Origin of the sequence: Streptomyces coffeae (assembly GCF_016741875.1) — a bacterium.
GTDB classification, from domain to species: Bacteria; Actinomycetota; Actinomycetes; order Streptomycetales; family Streptomycetaceae; genus Streptomyces; species Streptomyces coffeae.
The window spans coordinates 79,952-95,661 of sequence record NZ_JAERRF010000031.1; the positions used below are offsets into that span (position 1 = coordinate 79,952).

11 protein-coding genes are annotated in these 15,710 nt (G+C 71.5%); 6 read left to right on the top strand and 5 right to left on the bottom strand.

Annotated elements, in window-relative coordinates; translation table 11 throughout:
• Positions 1-50: 50 nt before the first annotated feature.
• Complete coding sequence (locus JK363_RS34620) at positions 51-902, bottom strand: DUF3109 family protein (RefSeq protein ID WP_201881417.1); 852 nt, start codon at positions 900-902, stop codon at positions 51-53.
• A gap of 83 nt (positions 903-985) precedes the next feature.
• Between JK363_RS34620 and JK363_RS34625 the strand changes: the two genes are divergently transcribed.
• The 4 genes from JK363_RS34625 (at position 986) to ilvD (ending at position 5,664) form a co-directional block, all read left to right on the top strand.
• Positions 986-1,915: a Ppx/GppA family phosphatase gene (locus JK363_RS34625; protein ID WP_201881419.1), complete on the top strand. Its 930-nt coding sequence runs from the start codon at positions 986-988 to the stop codon at positions 1,913-1,915.
• Between the two features lie 166 nt (positions 1,916-2,081).
• The gene (locus tag JK363_RS34630) at positions 2,082-2,927 is read left to right on the top strand and encodes a sugar phosphate isomerase/epimerase family protein (RefSeq protein ID WP_372444911.1); all 846 of its coding nucleotides are present in this window, start codon (positions 2,082-2,084) and stop codon (positions 2,925-2,927) included.
• The gene (locus JK363_RS34635) at positions 2,924-3,643 is read left to right on the top strand and encodes a TetR/AcrR family transcriptional regulator (protein WP_201881421.1); all 720 of its coding nucleotides are present in this window, start codon (positions 2,924-2,926) and stop codon (positions 3,641-3,643) included. Before JK363_RS34630 ends, JK363_RS34635 begins: the two co-directional genes overlap by 4 nt.
• 170 nt (positions 3,644-3,813) lie before the next feature.
• On the top strand, positions 3,814-5,664 hold the full coding sequence (ilvD, locus tag JK363_RS34640; RefSeq protein ID WP_201881423.1) for a dihydroxy-acid dehydratase: 1,851 nt from the start codon (positions 3,814-3,816) through the stop codon (positions 5,662-5,664).
• Between the two features lie 165 nt (positions 5,665-5,829).
• On the opposite strand, the gene JK363_RS34645 is transcribed toward ilvD, so the two are convergent.
• Positions 5,830-8,109, bottom strand: coding sequence for a serine/threonine-protein kinase (locus JK363_RS34645; protein ID WP_201881424.1), 2,280 nt, complete (start codon positions 8,107-8,109; stop codon positions 5,830-5,832).
• A gap of 145 nt (positions 8,110-8,254) precedes the next feature.
• Between JK363_RS34645 and JK363_RS34650 the strand changes: the two genes are divergently transcribed.
• Entirely contained in the window at positions 8,255-8,569 is a 315-nt protein-coding gene (locus JK363_RS34650) for an SH3 domain-containing protein (protein ID WP_201881425.1), read from the top strand.
• A gap of 3 nt (positions 8,570-8,572) precedes the next feature.
• Here JK363_RS34650 and JK363_RS34655 read toward each other — a convergent pair whose 3' ends face one another.
• On the bottom strand, positions 8,573-10,840 hold the full coding sequence (locus JK363_RS34655) for a serine/threonine-protein kinase (protein WP_201881426.1): 2,268 nt from the start codon (positions 10,838-10,840) through the stop codon (positions 8,573-8,575).
• Between the two features lie 211 nt (positions 10,841-11,051).
• Positions 11,052-12,635: a SulP family inorganic anion transporter gene (locus JK363_RS34660; RefSeq protein ID WP_201881427.1), complete on the bottom strand. Its 1,584-nt coding sequence runs from the start codon at positions 12,633-12,635 to the stop codon at positions 11,052-11,054.
• 886 nt (positions 12,636-13,521) lie between these two features.
• On the opposite strand from JK363_RS34660, the gene proC reads away from it, so the two are divergent.
• Positions 13,522-14,331 (top strand): pyrroline-5-carboxylate reductase, encoded by an 810-nt coding sequence (gene proC / locus JK363_RS34665; RefSeq protein WP_201881428.1) that lies wholly within the window; start codon positions 13,522-13,524, stop codon positions 14,329-14,331.
• A 1-nt stretch (position 14,332) separates the two neighbouring features.
• On the opposite strand, the gene trpS is transcribed toward proC, so the two are convergent.
• Positions 14,333-15,355, bottom strand: coding sequence for a tryptophan--tRNA ligase (trpS, locus tag JK363_RS34670; RefSeq protein WP_201881429.1), 1,023 nt, complete (start codon positions 15,353-15,355; stop codon positions 14,333-14,335).
• Between the last annotated feature and the right edge of the window lie 355 nt (positions 15,356-15,710).

Consider the following 15,710-nt stretch of genomic DNA (forward strand, 5'->3'; position numbering starts at 1 on the left):
ACGAAACCGCACGGGACAGCAGCGAGGCGCTGAGCCGGGATACGGGCGGATCAGTCCGTGGCGGCCCGCGCGGCCGGGTCGGCCGGATGCGGGGCCAGCAGCGGCAGCGTGGACGCCAGGCGGGCCTCACAGAGCTCGGCCAGCCGGTCGTATCCGGCCTTGCCCATCAGCTCCGTGAGCTCCGGCCGGTAGGAGACGTACACCGGATCACCGGCCCCGTGCGCCGAGGTCGCCGAGGTGCACCACCAGTGCAGATCGTGGCCGCCCGGCCCCCAGCCGCGCCGGTCGTACTCGCCGATGGTGACCTGGAGCACCTGGGTGTCGTCGGGCCGGTCGATCCACTCGTACGTCCGCCGCACCGGCAGCTGCCAGCACACGTCCGGCTTGGTCTCCAGCGGTTCGCGGCCCTCGCGCAGCGCCAGGATGTGCAGGGCGCAGCCCGCGCCGCCCGCGAATCCGGGGCGGTTCTGGAAGATGCACGAGCCCTGGTGGCGGCGGGTCTGGCGCTCACCGTCCTCGTCCTCCTGCACCCAGCCCCGGGCGTGCCCCTCGTCGTGGAACTGCCAGAGCTCCGGGGTGAGCCGGGCCATATGGCGCCCGACGCGCTCCTCGTCCTCCTCGTCCGAGAAGTGCGCGCCCAGCGTGCAGCAGCCATCGCTCGCGCGACCCGCCTGGATGCCCTGGCAGCCCTGGCCGAAAACACAGGTCCATCGGGAGGTCAGCCAGGTCAGATCACACCGGAAGACCTGTTCGTCGTCGGCCGGATCGGGGAATTCGACCCACGCGCGGGCGAAGTCGAGGCCGACCTCGTCCCCGGCCGGGGACGAGATCTGTTCCTCGGCCCTCCGCTCCGGGGCGCGCTTCTGGCCTTTGTCCTGCTTCGCCTTTTTCGTCTTTGCCACGGAGCAAGGGTATGCCCCTCAGCCGAAAGCGGAAGGTGGGGACCCGTGCATGAGTACGCACTGTGCGCAGTAGCGTTCTGGCCATGAGACTCGGTGTCCTCGATGTGGGTTCGAATACCGTCCACCTGCTGGTGGTGGACGCGCACCCCGGCGCGTGCCCGCTGCCCGCGCACTCGCACAAGGTGGAGCTGCGGCTGGCCGAACTCCTCGACGGCGACGGAGCCATCGGCCCCGAGGGGGTGGAACGCCTGATCGCGGTGGTCCACGAGGCCCTTCAGGCGGCCGAGGACAAGGGCGTCGAGGATGTGCTGCCGTTCGCGACCTCCGCCGTCCGTGAGGCGGCCAACGCCGATGACGTCCTCGCCCGGGTCGCCGAGGAGACCGGGGTCCGGCTCCAGGTGCTCAGCGGCGCGGACGAGGCGCGGCTCACTTTTCTGGCCGCCCGCCGCTGGTTCGGCTGGTCGGCGGGGAAGTTGCTGGTCCTGGACATCGGCGGTGGCTCGCTGGAGATCGCTTATGGGATCGACGAGGAGCCCGACGCGGCCGTGTCGCTGCCGCTGGGCGCGGGTCGGCTGACCTCCTCCTGGCTGCCCGGGGACCCGCCCGAGGCGGCCGACGTACGGGCGCTGCGGCGCCATGTGCGGGCCGAGATCGCCCGGACCGTCGGCGACTTCAGCCGCCATGGCGCCCCGGACCATGTGGTGGCCACCTCCAAGACCTTCAAACAACTGGCCAGGATCGCGGGCGCGGCCCGCTCCACCGAGGGCCTGTACGTCGAGCGCCTGCTGACCCGCAAAGCGCTGGAGGAGTGGGTGCCCAAGCTGGCCGCCATGCCCGTGGCGGAACGCGCCGAGCTGCCCGGGGTGTCCGAGGGGCGGGCGGGGCAGCTGCTGGCCGGGGCGCTGGTCGCGGAGGGCGCGATGGACCTCTTCGGCGTCGACGAGCTGGAGATCTGTCCATGGGCGCTGCGCGAGGGCGTCATCCTGCGCCGGCTGGACCATCTGCCGACGTGACGCTCGCCACGGTCGGAGGGCGGCGGCCGGGACGGAGCACGGGGCCGTTTCCGGCCCGCCACGATGTCGCCATGGTCCGGCCATGACCTGTTTGTGACCGCGCCATGACGGCGTGCTTCCGACCCGTTCTGCTCGCCGCCCGACGGGCCGCCGTACGCTGTCCCTCGTGACAGAGCCAGTGGTGCGCATCCCGGATGCGAAGGTCGCGCTGTCCACAGCCTCGGTCTATCCGGAGTCGACGGCGACGGCGTTCGAGATCGCCGCCCGTCTGGGCTACGACGGTGTCGAGGTCATGGTGTGGACCGATCCGGTCAGCCAGGACATCGAGGCCCTGCGTCGGCTCTCGGACTACCACCAGGTGCCGATCCTCGCGGTGCACGCGCCATGCCTGCTGATCACGCAGCGGGTGTGGTCCACCGATCCCTGGGTCAAGCTCCAGCGGGCGAGGTCGGCGGCCGAGAAGCTGGGCGCCTCCACCGTCGTCGTCCACCCGCCCTTCCGGTGGCAGCGTTCCTACGCCCGCGAGTTCGTCCGCGGAATCTGGCGGATGGCGGACGAGACCGATGTGCGGTTCGCGGTCGAGAACATGTATCCGTGGCGCTACCGCGACCGCGAGATGCTCGCCTACGCACCGGACTGGGACGTCACCAAGGACGACTACCGGCACTTCACGATCGACCTGTCGCACACCGCCACCGCCCGCACCGACGCGATCGGCATGGTGGACCGCATGGGCGACCGGCTGGCCCATGTCCACCTCGCCGACGGCCACGGCTCCAACAAGGACGAGCACCTGGTGCCGGGGCGCGGTGTCCAGCCCTGCGCCGAGTTGCTGGAACGTCTCGCCGTCAATGGGTTCGACGGCCATGTGGTGGTCGAGGTCAACACCCGGCGCGCGATGTCCACCACCGAGCGTGAGGCCGATCTCGCGGAAGCGCTGGCCTTCACCCGGCTCCATCTGGCCTCGCCGACCCCGAAGTCCCGCTCCGGCAGGGCGGTGCCCGGCTCATGACCCCCGCCGCACCCTCACCCGCCACCGGCCCCGACGACCGCGCGGCCGATGCCCCCGCCCCCGGCTCCGGCCCGGCAGGCACCGGTGCCACCGGCGCCACCGGCTCCGGGGGTCCGCGCAAGCGCGGCCGTCCGGCCCGTGCCCGCGCCGGTGACGGGCCCGCCGCCCGCGACCGGATCCTGACCGCCGCGCGCAACGAGTTCGCCGAGCGTGGCTATGACAAGACCTCCATCCGCGGTATCGCCAAGGCCGCGGATGTGGATCCCGCGCTGGTCCACCACTACTTCGGCGCCAAGGAGCAGGTCTTCGGCGCGGCCATCGAACTGATCCTGGCCCCCGCGATGACCGTGCCGGACGCCGTCCACGGGGGCGGCGGCCTGGAGGGCGCGGGCGAGCGGATGGCCCGCTCCATGCTGGACGTCTGGGAGAACCCGGTCACCCGGCTTCCGGTGCTGGCCGTACTGCGCTCCGCGCTGACCAACGAGGCCGCCGCCACGGTGCTGCGCGAGCTGATCGAGCGCCGGCTGCTGCTGCGGATGGCGGGTGAGCTGGAGGTACCGGACCCCGAGTTCCGGGCCCAGCTGGCCGCGGCCCACATGATCGGGATCGCGATGCTGCGCTATGTGATCAAGATGGAGCCGGTGGCCTCCGCCGGGACGGAGGAGATCATCGCCATGGTGGGACCGACCCTCCAGCGCTATCTCACCGAGGGCTGAGCCCGGTCGCGATCCCGCGGCACCGGCCGGACCTTTCCGAGGAGTGAGCCGGTCATCCCGCGATCCGGACACACTGTCCGGATCGCGGATGTGAGGCGTAGGCTCAGAAGACTCCGATCCACGCGATCCGCACCACGATCGCCATCCGCATGACGAGGGAGCCGAGTACCGTGCCCGAGCTGAGGTCCCGCACCGTCACCCACGGCCGCAACATGGCGGGCGCCCGCGCCCTGATGCAGGCGTCCGGCGTAGCGCGTGAGGACTTCGGCAAGCCCATTGTGGCCGTGGCCAACAGCTTCACCGAGTTCGTGCCCGGTCACACCCACCTCCAGCCGGTCGGCCGGATCGTCAGCGAGGCGGTCCACGCGGCGGGCGGCATCCCCCGCGAGTTCAACACCATCGCGGTGGACGACGGCATCGCCATGGGCCACGGCGGGATGCTCTACTCACTGCCCTCCCGCGACCTGATCGCCGACTCTGTCGAGTACATGGTCCAGGCCCACTGCGCGGACGCGCTGATCTGCATCTCCAACTGCGACAAGATCACGCCCGGGATGCTGATGGCCGCGATGCGGCTCAACATCCCGACCGTCTTCGTCTCCGGCGGCCCCATGGAGGCGGGCCGGACCACGCTGGTCGACGGCACCGTCCGCAAGCTGGACCTGATCAACGCGATCTCCGACGCGGTCAACGAGAACGTCTCGGACGAGGACATCCTCCGCATCGAGCAGAACGCCTGCCCGACCTGCGGCTCCTGTTCCGGCATGTTCACCGCCAACTCGATGAACTGCCTGGCCGAGGCGATCGGCCTCGCCCTCCCCGGCAACGGTTCGGTGCTGGCCACCCACACCGCCCGCAAGGCGCTCTACGAGACCGCGGGCCGCACCGTCGTGGAGATCACCAAGCGCCACTACGAGCAGGACGACCACACCGTGCTGCCGCGCTCCATCGGCTCCCGCGCCGCCTTCGAGAACGCCATGGCGCTCGACATCGCCATGGGCGGCTCGACCAACACCATCCTGCATCTGCTGGCCGCCGCCCAGGAGGCCGGTCTCGACTACGACCTGAAGGACATCGACGAGGTCTCCCGCCGGGTGCCCTGCCTGGCCAAGGTCGCCCCGAACGTCGCGCCCGGCGGCACGTACTACATGGAGGACGTGCACCGCGCGGGCGGCATCCCGGCGATCCTGGGCGAGCTGTTCCGCGGCGGGCTGCTGAACGAGGACGTCCACTCCGTCCACAGCTCCTCGCTCGCCGACTGGCTCAAGACCTGGGACGTGCGCGGCGGTTCACCGTCGGCCGAGGCCGTCGAGCTGTGGCACGCGGCCCCCGGCTGCAAGCGCTCCGCCACCGCCTTCTCGCAGTCCGAGCGCTGGGACAGCCTGGACACCGACGCCGCGGGCGGCTGCATCCGCGACATGGAGCACGCCTACTCCAAGGACGGCGGGCTCGCGGTCCTCAGGGGCAATCTGGCCGTCGACGGCTGTGTGGTGAAGACCGCGGGCGTCGACGAGTCGATCTGGACCTTCGAAGGCCCGGCCGTGGTCTGTGAATCGCAGGACGAGGCCGTCGACAAGATCCTGAACAAGCGGGTCACCGAGGGTGATGTGGTGGTCATCCGCTACGAGGGACCCAAGGGCGGCCCCGGGATGCAGGAGATGCTCTACCCGACCTCCTTCCTCAAGGGCCGGGGTCTGGGCAAGGCCTGCGCGCTGATCACCGACGGCCGCTTCTCCGGCGGCACTTCGGGCCTGTCCATCGGCCACGCCTCGCCCGAGGCGGCGTCCGGCGGCACCATCGCCCTGGTCCAGGACGGCGACCGGATCCGGATCGACATCCCGGGCCGGACCATCGAACTCCTGGTGAGCGATGAGGAGCTGACGGCCCGTCGGGAGGCCCTCGGCGGTGTCTACGCCCCGAAGGACCGCGAGCGCGAGGTGTCCACCGCGCTGCGCGCCTACGCGGCGATGGCCACCAGCGCCGACAAGGGCGCCGTCCGCGACATCAGCCGCCTCGGCTGACGGGCGACACGTCGGCGTCCACGACGGGCGCGGTGAAGGCGCCGTGTAGCCGCCGACGGACTCCGGGTCTCCCGCGCGCAGTGCCATCCGCCCGTCCCCTGCCGACCCACGATGCAGCGACACTCCCATGCGGTGGACAGCGGAGCCAGGAAGGGCGTCCAGGGCTCACCAGTTCGCCGGGTTCCGCCCGTCCACCCCGAAAACCGTGCCGTCCGGGGCTGTCGCGAACACCTTGCCGTCCGCCGCCACCGGTGCGGGCACCAGCTCCAGATAGCGCTGCCCGGCCCGGCCCGCGCGCGGCTCGGTCTGGCCGAGCAGCGTGCCCCGCTCGGCGTCCACCGCCAGCAGCCTGCCGTCCGCGGCCGAGAAGTACAGCCGTCCGTCCGTGGCCACCAGCCGTGAGGCGTTGGCCACCGAGGTCTCCAGCCGCCAGCCCCGCTTCCCCCGCCCGGTGTTTACGGCCAGCAACCCGCCGTCCGCGCACAGCAGATACCCCGTCCCGCCCTCGGCGACCGCACTGGTCGCGGAGACCGGCGAGGTCAACGGCACGCGGTGGACGCCGCCACGCCCCGGTTCATAGCGCACCACGGCGGTGGTACGGCTCTGGGCATCGGTCTCGGTCAGCAGCAGGGCGCCGCGCGGACCGGCCCCGGCGGGGATGAGGTGCCCGGTGAACGTATGCCGCCACCGCGTCGCGCCCCGCTCCGTGTCCACCGCGGTGACCAGGGTGCGCGACCCGTCGGGGGAGCTGGTGACGGCGTACGCGGTCCGGCCGTCGCCGTACGCGAAGAAGCTGGGCAGGGTGTGCCCGGACAGCCGGTGGTGCCAGCGCTCCCGGTTGGTGGTGCCGTCGACCGCCCGGACCGTGCCGTCCGCCGCGACCAGCAGCACCGTGTCACCCGCGGGGTGGACCCGGCCGCCGTAGCCGGACACATCACGGCTCCAGCGCACCCGGTGGGTGGCCGGATCCAGCGCCTCCAGCCGCGTCCCGTCCGGCGACACCACCCGCAGCAGACCACCGGAGAGCACCGGGGCGGTGGGGACCTCGTCGCCCGAAGCGCTCCCCGCGGCCGGGCGTGACCACTCCACCCGGCCGTTGCCCGGGTCGAGACGCGCGGCCCCGACGCCCCGCCCGGCGCAGTACAGCGCCCCGTCCCCGTACGAGCAGAACGCGGGCCGCGCCGTGCCGGTGCCCGTCGGCTTGCCGCCGCCCAGGGTGGCCCGCCACGGCCGCCACGGTGTGGAGGTGGCCGCGCTGTTCTGCGTACCGCCCGCCTCCGTCTCCGGGGACGGCCGGTCGAAGTGGCGCAGTGCCACCACCGTGCCGGCGGCGAGCAGCACGGCGGCCGTGAGCCCGGCCGTCACCCAGCGGCGCACCCTTCTGCGCCGCACCGGGCGGGAGCCGGGCGCCGCCTCCTTGACATGGGTGTCGGTGTCCCCGGTGGCCGCGCCGGTGCCGTCGCCGTGATCCTGACCGGTCGCTCCGGGGTCCACCCCGCCGTCCTCCGGCCGCCGATCCCGTGCCGCCGCCGAGCCCCGGCCCGGCAGCGACACCGGGTCCGGTGTGCGCGGCGCCGGTACCAGCGGCACCGCGGCGCACGACAGTGGCGGCAGCGGGCCGCCCACCGCGCGCAACACCGTCATCAGGGCGTCCGGAGTGGGTCGCTCCCGGGGGTCCTTGGCCAGACAGCGCTCCACGAGCGGCAGCAACTCGTCCGGCACCCCGGCGAGATCGGCCTCGTCGTGCACCACCTGGTACGCCACGAGATAGGGGCTCTCGGACTCGAACGGCCCGCGCCCGGTGGCCGCGTGCACCAGCACCGATCCCAGCGCGAACACATCCGCGGCCGGACCCACCGTACGCGGCCGCTGGAACTGCTCGGGCGCCATGAACGGCGGGGTGCCGATCAACTGCCCCGTCTCGGTGCGCAGTTCACTGTCGGCGGGCCGGGAGATACCGAAGTCGATGACCTTCGGACCGTCCGCCGCGAGCAGGACATTGCTCGGCTTGAGATCGCGGTGCACCACCCCGGCCCGGTGGATGTCGCGCAGCGCCTCCGCGAGCCCCGAGGCCAGCCGCACCACTTCGCCCGCCACCAGCGGGCCGTTCCGCTTGACCTCTTCGGCAAGGGTGGGGGCGGGGATGTACTGGGTGGCCATCCATGGCCGCGGATCGTCCGGATCGGCGTCCACCACCGGTGCGGTGAAGGCGCCGCTGACCCTCCGCGCCGCCGCCACCTCCTGCCGGAATCGCGCCCGGAACTCGGGGTCCTGGGCGTATTCGGCATGGACGACCTTGACCGCCAGCCGTCGCCCCGACGTCGAGCGCGCCAGGTGCACCACACCCATGCCACCCGAGCCGAGACGTGTCTCGAGCCGATACTGCCCGGCGAACTCCGGATCCTCCACGTCCGGGCCCGCTCCGGGTCTGTGCACCGGCGACATGCCCCACCCCCGTGTCTCTGGGCCCCAGTTGCGACTCGGCGAGCCTAGTCGATGGCTTGTACGAACCTTGCTAGCCTCCGCATGTCGTGGCAGGTCACACGACATCCACACAACTCGGTAATCCGATCGACGGGGGAGGGGCCCGATGGCCGACAACGAAGCCGCCATGGAAGAGACCGCTGGTGCACAGAGCGTGGAGAGTGCCGCGGCGGCGGTGACCTATCCGACCGCGCCCGGCCACCAGGTCAGCGTCCGCAGTGGTCCCGGCACCCACCACAGACTGATCAGAGTGCTGCCGTACAACACCCGGGTCCCCATCCGGTGTCAGCGGCACGGCCAGAAGGTCTCCGGCCCGTACGGCACCACGGACATCTGGGACAGCATCGCGCCCGGTGAGTATGTCTCCGACGCGTATGTGAAGACCGGCAGTGACGGCATGGTCACCGTGCCCTGCGGCTGACCGTCACCCCTCGAGCGCGGCGGGGACCGGGGTGGCGCCGCTCCTGGGCGGGTGCGAAAGTCCGCCCGGCGCGGGGCTCTTCGCGGGTTCCGCGTCCGGCCGCAGCGGGTCCACCGAGAACAGTGTCCCGTCGCTGGCCAACGCCACCACCGCGCCCCCCACCCGCAGGACCTGGGCCGGCTCGCCGCCGAGCCCACCGGTCACACTGCGTGCCTCGCTCTGCCACCGCTCCTTGCCCGTACGAGGGTTGAGCGCGAGCAGCCGGCCGCTGGTGCTGGAGAGATAGACGGTGCTCTCGCGCTCCGACATCAGCGGCCGCCCCAGCCGCTCAACAGTCGTCGGCTCGCTCCACAGCTGCTTGCCGTTTCTTCCGTCCACCGCGGTGACCCGGCCGCTCTCCTGGACGAAGTAGACCCGGCCATCGACCAGTGTGGGCTCGCCCCGCGCGTTGTCCGGGAGCGCCGCGGTGCGGGTGGCGCCGGTGCGCACATCGACCCAGGTCGCGGAGGAGTACCCGGACAGCCCCTTGTCCAGATCCTGGTGCGGCACCAGCAGTTCACGGCCGACAAGACCCAGCGGATCCTGGACGTCCTTCAGCCGGGCCAGCTCCTTCGGGGTGCCGGTGCGCGGGTCGAGACGCAGCACTATGTACCGGGCGTTCCCGCTCTCCCCCGCGTAGTCCTCCACGCAGAGCGCGTACGGGACATCGCCATACGCCGCGGCCGTGCACAGCCGGCCGCGGGGCACGGGTATCGTCCACAGCCTCTCCCCGGTGGTCACCTTCCACGCGGTCAGCGATCGGTCACCGGGGTCGGTGACCAGCACTCCGTGGCCGAAGAGCGCGGTGTCGGTGCTGTCGCTGATCTGCTGGGACCATGACTTCCGGCCCGTCTGCGTGTTCAGGGCGACGACCCGGGGGCTGCTGTCGCTCGGGTCGTCGTGGACGATGACCCGTCCGTCCCGCACCCCACTGGGCTGACTTTCGAGCATTCCTTCCGCGCTGTCCTCCGCCAGGTCCTTGGTGCGCCACACCACACGCCCCGTGACCCCGTCCACCCGGATCGTCGGGAAGCCCTCGCCACCGCAGTACAGCGCGGTGCCGACACCATGGCAGCGCCCGGACACATCGCCGCTGAGGCCCTTCAGGCGCTTGGCCTCGTCGTCGACGCCCGAGGCATCGACCAGTGACAGCTGCCACGGCCGCCAGCCCTTCGGAAGTGCGACCTTCCGCTCCGGCGCGGATGGCTCTCCCTCCGGTCCGGCCGCGCCACCGCTACGGACCCCGCCGCTGGGGGAGTTCACCAGCGCGACCGTGCCGGCGCCGAGGGCGAGCGCCGCGGCTGCCGTCACCGCGGCGAGGACCGGTCGGCGCCTGCGGATCCCGCTGAGTGTGGTGGCCCAGGTGCGCAGCGCACCGCTCCGGCCGCGCCGTTTCGTCGTGGCGACGTCCACCCGGATGACACCGTTCGACGGCACCTCGCCCAGCAGCCGCTCCAGCTCCGGAAGTCCCGGGCGGGCGGCCGGATCCTTGGCGAGACAGCGCTCGACGATGCCGCGCAGCGGCTGTGCCACCTCCTCCAGCGCGGGTGGCTCATGCACAACCTGATACGCCGTCATATACGGGCTCTCGGCGTCGAAAGGACTGCTCCCGGTCGCCGCGTAGACCAGCAGCGCGCCCAGCGAGAAGACATCCGAGGCGGCGGTGACCTCGCGCGGGCGGCTCAGCTGCTCGGGCGACATGAACGGCGGGGTGCCCATCACCCGCCCCGTCACCGTGAGCGCCTGGTTGTCCCCGGCCCGGGAGATCCCGAAGTCGATCACGCGCGGGCCGTCGTCGGCCATCAGCACATTGGCGGGCTTGAGATCGCGGTGCACCACCCCCACCCGGTGGATGTCGCTGAGCGCCTCGACCATCCCCAGCGCCAGCTGCCGCAGCTCCCCGGCGTCGAGCGGGCCGCCGTCGGTCAACCGCTCGGAGAGGGTGGGCCCGGGTACGTAGAGGGTGGCCATCCAGGGGCGTTCGGCGTCCGGGTCGGCGTCCACGACGGGTGCGGTGAACGCGCCGCTGACCCGCCGGGCGGCCGCCACCTCCTGCCGGAAGCGGGTGCGGAACTCGTCGTCCTCGGCGAACTGCTGGTGGACCACCTTGACCGCGACCCGCCTGCCCGAGGCCGAGCGTGCCAGATGGACCACGCCCATTCCGCCGGAGCCGAGCCGGCCCTCCAGCGCGTAGTCGCCGATCCTCTCCGGATCCCCGGCGCTGAGCGGCATCGTCACCCCTCCCTCTGGCGCCCCGTATGTGCGTATCTGTCTTCCATCAGGTCCCGCTGGCCCCATCGGCACCATCGGTTCCCAGCCACCTCAGCCTAGAGGGCGCTTCCTACGGGCGGCAGGGCGAACCCCGTTCACTGCGCTGACCGGGCGGGCACGAGGGCCCCCGGCGCACGCGGCGCCGGGGGCCCGTCAGGAATGTGCGGCGGTGTTACGCCAGGACCTTGTGCTCCTCGGGGGCCTCGGGAGCGTCGGAGGAGCCGGGCGTCTTGGAGCCGCGCGCGGTGGTGGTGCCCGCCTCATGGCTGACGACCGCGTTGTGCCGCTCGGTCCAGGCGGCCAGCGCCATACCGCAGGCGTGGTCCACATGGCGCAGCCCGCTCAGGTCCAGCTGCACCACCCGCTCACGGGGCAGCGCCTCCAACTCGTCGAGCAGCTTGGGCAGCCGCAGGAAGGTGGCGTTGCCCAGCACCCGGACGCGGATCGGCGCGTCGTCCGCGTCGTCGAGGCCGCGGACCTCCACATGGACGTGCGAGGTCTCCCAGGCGGTCTTGGCCACGGCCATCAGCAGGCCGATGATGACGCCCTCGAACATGTTCGTGATCACGATCGCGCCCGCGGTCACCACGAGCACCACGGCCTCACCGCGGTGCTCCTTCCACAGCGGAACCAGGTCCTTGACCGGGATCAGCTTGAAGCCCGCGTGGATCAGCACACCCGCCAGCGCCGCCACCGGGATGATGCCGAGTGCCGAGGGGAAGAGCACCGCGAAGACCAGCAGCCACACACCGTGCAGGACGCGCGACGCCTTCGTCTTCGCGCCCGCCCGCACATTGGCGGCGCTCCGCACGATCACCGCGGTCATCGGCAGCGCGCCCAGGGCACCGCACAGCGCGTTGCCCGCACCCTGTGCCATGAGCTCCTTGTCGTAGTCCGTCCGCGGACCGTCGTGCAGCCGGTCGACGGCGGCGGCGCTGAACAGGCTCTCGGCCGAGGCGATCAGGGTGAAGGCGAGGATGGTCCCGATGACGCCGACCTCGGCCAGCGCCGCGAACTCACCGCCGCCGGGCGGCTGCACCGCCTTGAGCAGTCCCTTGACCTCGACCCGGGCCACCGGGAGGTCGAACGCCGCGGTCGCGGCCGTCGCCAGGGCGACTGCCGCCAGCGGTGCGGGGAGGATCTCCGCCCCCTTGCGGAAGCGCGGCCACAGGATCAGCACCGCGATGGTCCCGACGCCCACGGCCACCGCCTTCCACGCGGTGCCGGAACCGGCCACATCCACGATCAGCTGGGGGATGTGGCCGATCTTGCCGAGGCCGCTGCTCGGCGCCTTGGCGTCGGCGAGTGCGTACAGCTGGGAGGCGATCAGCACCAGGCCGATGCCCGCGAGCATGCCCTGCACCACCGCGACCGAGATCGCGCGGAACCAGCGGCCCAGGCGGAGCGCGCCCATCGCCAGTTGGAGCAGCCCGGCGGCCAGGACGAGGACGCCCAGGGCGGCGAGGCCGTACTCCTCCACCGCCTCGTAGACGAGGACCGTCAACCCGGCGGCGGGGCCGCTGACCTGAAGGCTGCTGCCCGGCAGAAAGCCGGTGACCAGCCCGCCGACGATGCCGGTGATCAGGCCGAGCTCGGCCGGTACACCGGAGGCCACGGCCACGCCCACGCACAGGGGCACGGCGACGAGGAAGACGACGAGGGATGCGGTGAAGTCGGCACGGAGCGTTCCGGTGCTGACTCCGGAGCCCGGTGAGCTGCCTCCGGCACCGCGGAAACGATCAAGGATCTTTCGCATGAGGGTTGCCTCCAGAGCGCCCCGTCGACCTGCGCACAGGCAGCCGGGGGCGCGGCATAGCGCCACGTCAGTGGGATCGATGGAATCGGTCGCTGGCGGTTGGATCGCTTGCTGAAGAGAAGCGTGAGAGCTGTGTGTCGTGGAACCGGGATCGCCGGGCTACGACGATGTGGCTCTCAGCAGCGGAAGATCTGAAGGAGGACGGGCAACTCGCCCGATCTCACGACGGGAACGGCCTGCCGTTCTGTGACGGCTGTAGTGACAGCGGTACGCGGTGCCGACGGCACGGCATCGCATCCGCACACACATCCGTATTTGCCGCTCGGCGTGGGAGCGGTGAACGGGGCCCGTCCGCCACGGAGTCCGTGGCAGTCCTCTGCCCCGGTGTCATGGTGCGAGGAGATGGTCCCGAGGGTCGGCCGGATGTCGGCGGACGCCGTCGTGGCGACGGTCTCGGGGTGAGTGACCTGCGCCGATGCGCAGTCTGCCGCGATGAAGAGGGCGACTAAGACGGAAACCACGGCAAGCAGTCCGCGTGCGGTGTTCCGGAGCGTCCTCACCATCGCCCCCCTCCATACAGGTATTTGACACCGACTCCCATTGTCTCCTGAAGAGCGTGACCGTTTGCAAGTCGATATGTAACTGAATTGTGAACACGGGATTATCGAACAGGAGGATCGGGCTCCGTTCACCCCGGCGAGCGCTGGCGCGATCCAGCCCCTCCGATGCGCCGGGCGGGCGGGTAAAATTTAATTCATCGAACGATGAATAATGCGTCGTCACACGCGTCGGCCCATGGGAGGATGGCGGAGTACGTCCCTGTGGGCACGACACGCCCACCAGCGCTCCAGCGCTCCACACCGCAAGGCATGAGGAGAGCCGCACCATGACGGAGAAGGTCGCCGTGCTCGGCACGGGAAAGATCGGCGAAGCCCTTCTCAGCGGAATGATCCGGGGCGGCTGGTCGCCGTCCGATCTGCTGGTCACCGTGCGCCGTCCGGAGCGCGCCGAGGAGCTGCGATCCCGTCACGGCGTCGAGCCCGTCTCCAACGCCGAGGCCGCCAAGTACGCCGACACCCTCATCCTCACCGTCAAACCACAGGACATGGGGACCCTCCTCGACGAGCTGGCCCCGCACGTCCCCGCCGACCGGCTGGTCATCTCCGGCGCCGCGGGCATCCCCACCTCCTTCTTCGAGGAGCGGCTGGCCGCGGGCACCCCCGTCGTGCGGGTCATGACCAACACCCCCGCCCTGGTGGACGAGGCCATGTCGGTGATCTCGGCCGGCAGCCACGCCACCGAGGAGCATCTGGCCCACGCCGAGGCGATCTTCGGTGGCGTCGGCAAGACCCTCCGCGTCCCCGAGTCCCAGCAGGACGCCGCCACCGCCCTGTCCGGCTCCGGCCCCGCCTACTTCTACTTCCTCGTCGAGGCCATGACCGACGCGGGCATCCTGCTCGGCCTGCCCCGCGACAAGGCCCATGACCTCATCGTCCAGGCCGCCATCGGCGCCGCGGTGATGCTCCGCGACAGCGGGCAGCACCCGGTCAAGCTGCGTGAGGCCGTGACCTCCCCGGCGGGCACCACCATCAACGCCATCCGCGAACTGGAGAGCCACGGCGTGCGCGCCGCCCTCATCGCCGCCCTGGAGGCGGCCCGCGACCGCAGCCGCGAGCTCGCCTCAGGCAACGGCTGACTCACGCGGGCGGCAGCAGCCCCACCGCCGCGTACGCCGCGTCCACCCGCGGCCGCGCCAGCCCCCGCGCCCGCTCCGCCCCGGCCCGCAGCACCCCGTCCACATAAGAGGGGTCGGCACACAGCTCCGCGTGCCGGGCGCGGACCGGCCGCAGCAGCTCCAGCACCGCCTCGGCCACCGCGCCCTTCAGCGCGCCGTACGAGGTGAACTGCTCGGCCAGCACCTCCGGCTTGTCACCGGTGCACGAGGCGAGCACATCCAGCAGATTGGCCACCCCGGGCCGCTGCACCGGGTCATAGACCACATCGGTCCCGCTGTCCGTCACCGCACGCATGATCTTCTTGCGGACCACATCCGTCTCGTCGAGCAGATAGACGATCCCCGCGGTCTCGGCGTGCGACTTCCCCATCTTCGACAGCGGGTCCTGGAGGTCCATGACGCGCGCGGCCACCGGGGGGCGCGTCGCCCGCGGCACGGTGAAGACCGGCCCGTACCGCTGGTTGAACCGCTGCGCCAGATCCCGGGCCAGCTCCACGTGCTGCACCTGGTCGTCCCCGACCGGCACCTCGTCCGTGTCGAACGCCAGGATGTCGGCCGCCATCAGCGCCGGATAGGTGAGCAGCGACAGCCGTACGCTGCCGCCCCGCTCCCATTCCCGCGCGGTCTTCTCCTTGTACTGGATCATCCGCCGCATCTCACCGTCGGCCGCGGTGCACTCCATCAGATAGGACAGCCGGGTGTGTTCGTCCACATGGCTCTGGACGTACACGGTGCAGTGCTCGGGGTCGAGACCGGAGGCCAGCAGCAGGGTGGCCGCCTGCCGGGTCAGCCGCCGCACCCGGGCCGGGTCGTGGTCCACGGTGAGCGCGTGCAGATCGACGACGCTGAACAGCGCGTCGGCCCGGTACTGGTCCTCCTCGACCCACCGGCGCACGGCCCCCAGGTAGTTGCCGAGGGTCAGATGACCGGTCGGCTTGACGCCACTGAAGATTCGCGGTCGTCGTGCCGTGTTCGTCTGTGCCATGTCGGTGTTCTCTCCCGCCGTCTGGGGACCGCCGGTCCTGCGGCCGGAGTGCGCGGGGAGGAGATACGCGAACGGCCGCCGGAGCGGCGGCCGTGGAAGTGCATGCGCTGGTCGGCCGCCGTCAGGCGGCCCACCACAGTTGGGTGTGCGCATGCTTGGTCATGACGTCGAGCATACGCCGCCAGGGGGCGGCCGGCCCCGGTTTGGAGGCCACGAGGGCGTCGTGTAGTGTTCTGCGGGTTGTCACGGAGCCCCCAGGGAAACGGGACAGCAACTCGAGCCGCACCGGCGGCAAACCACTACTGCACGGCCCCTCATCGGGATGGATTTCGGCATGCCGAAATTCGGATCGAAA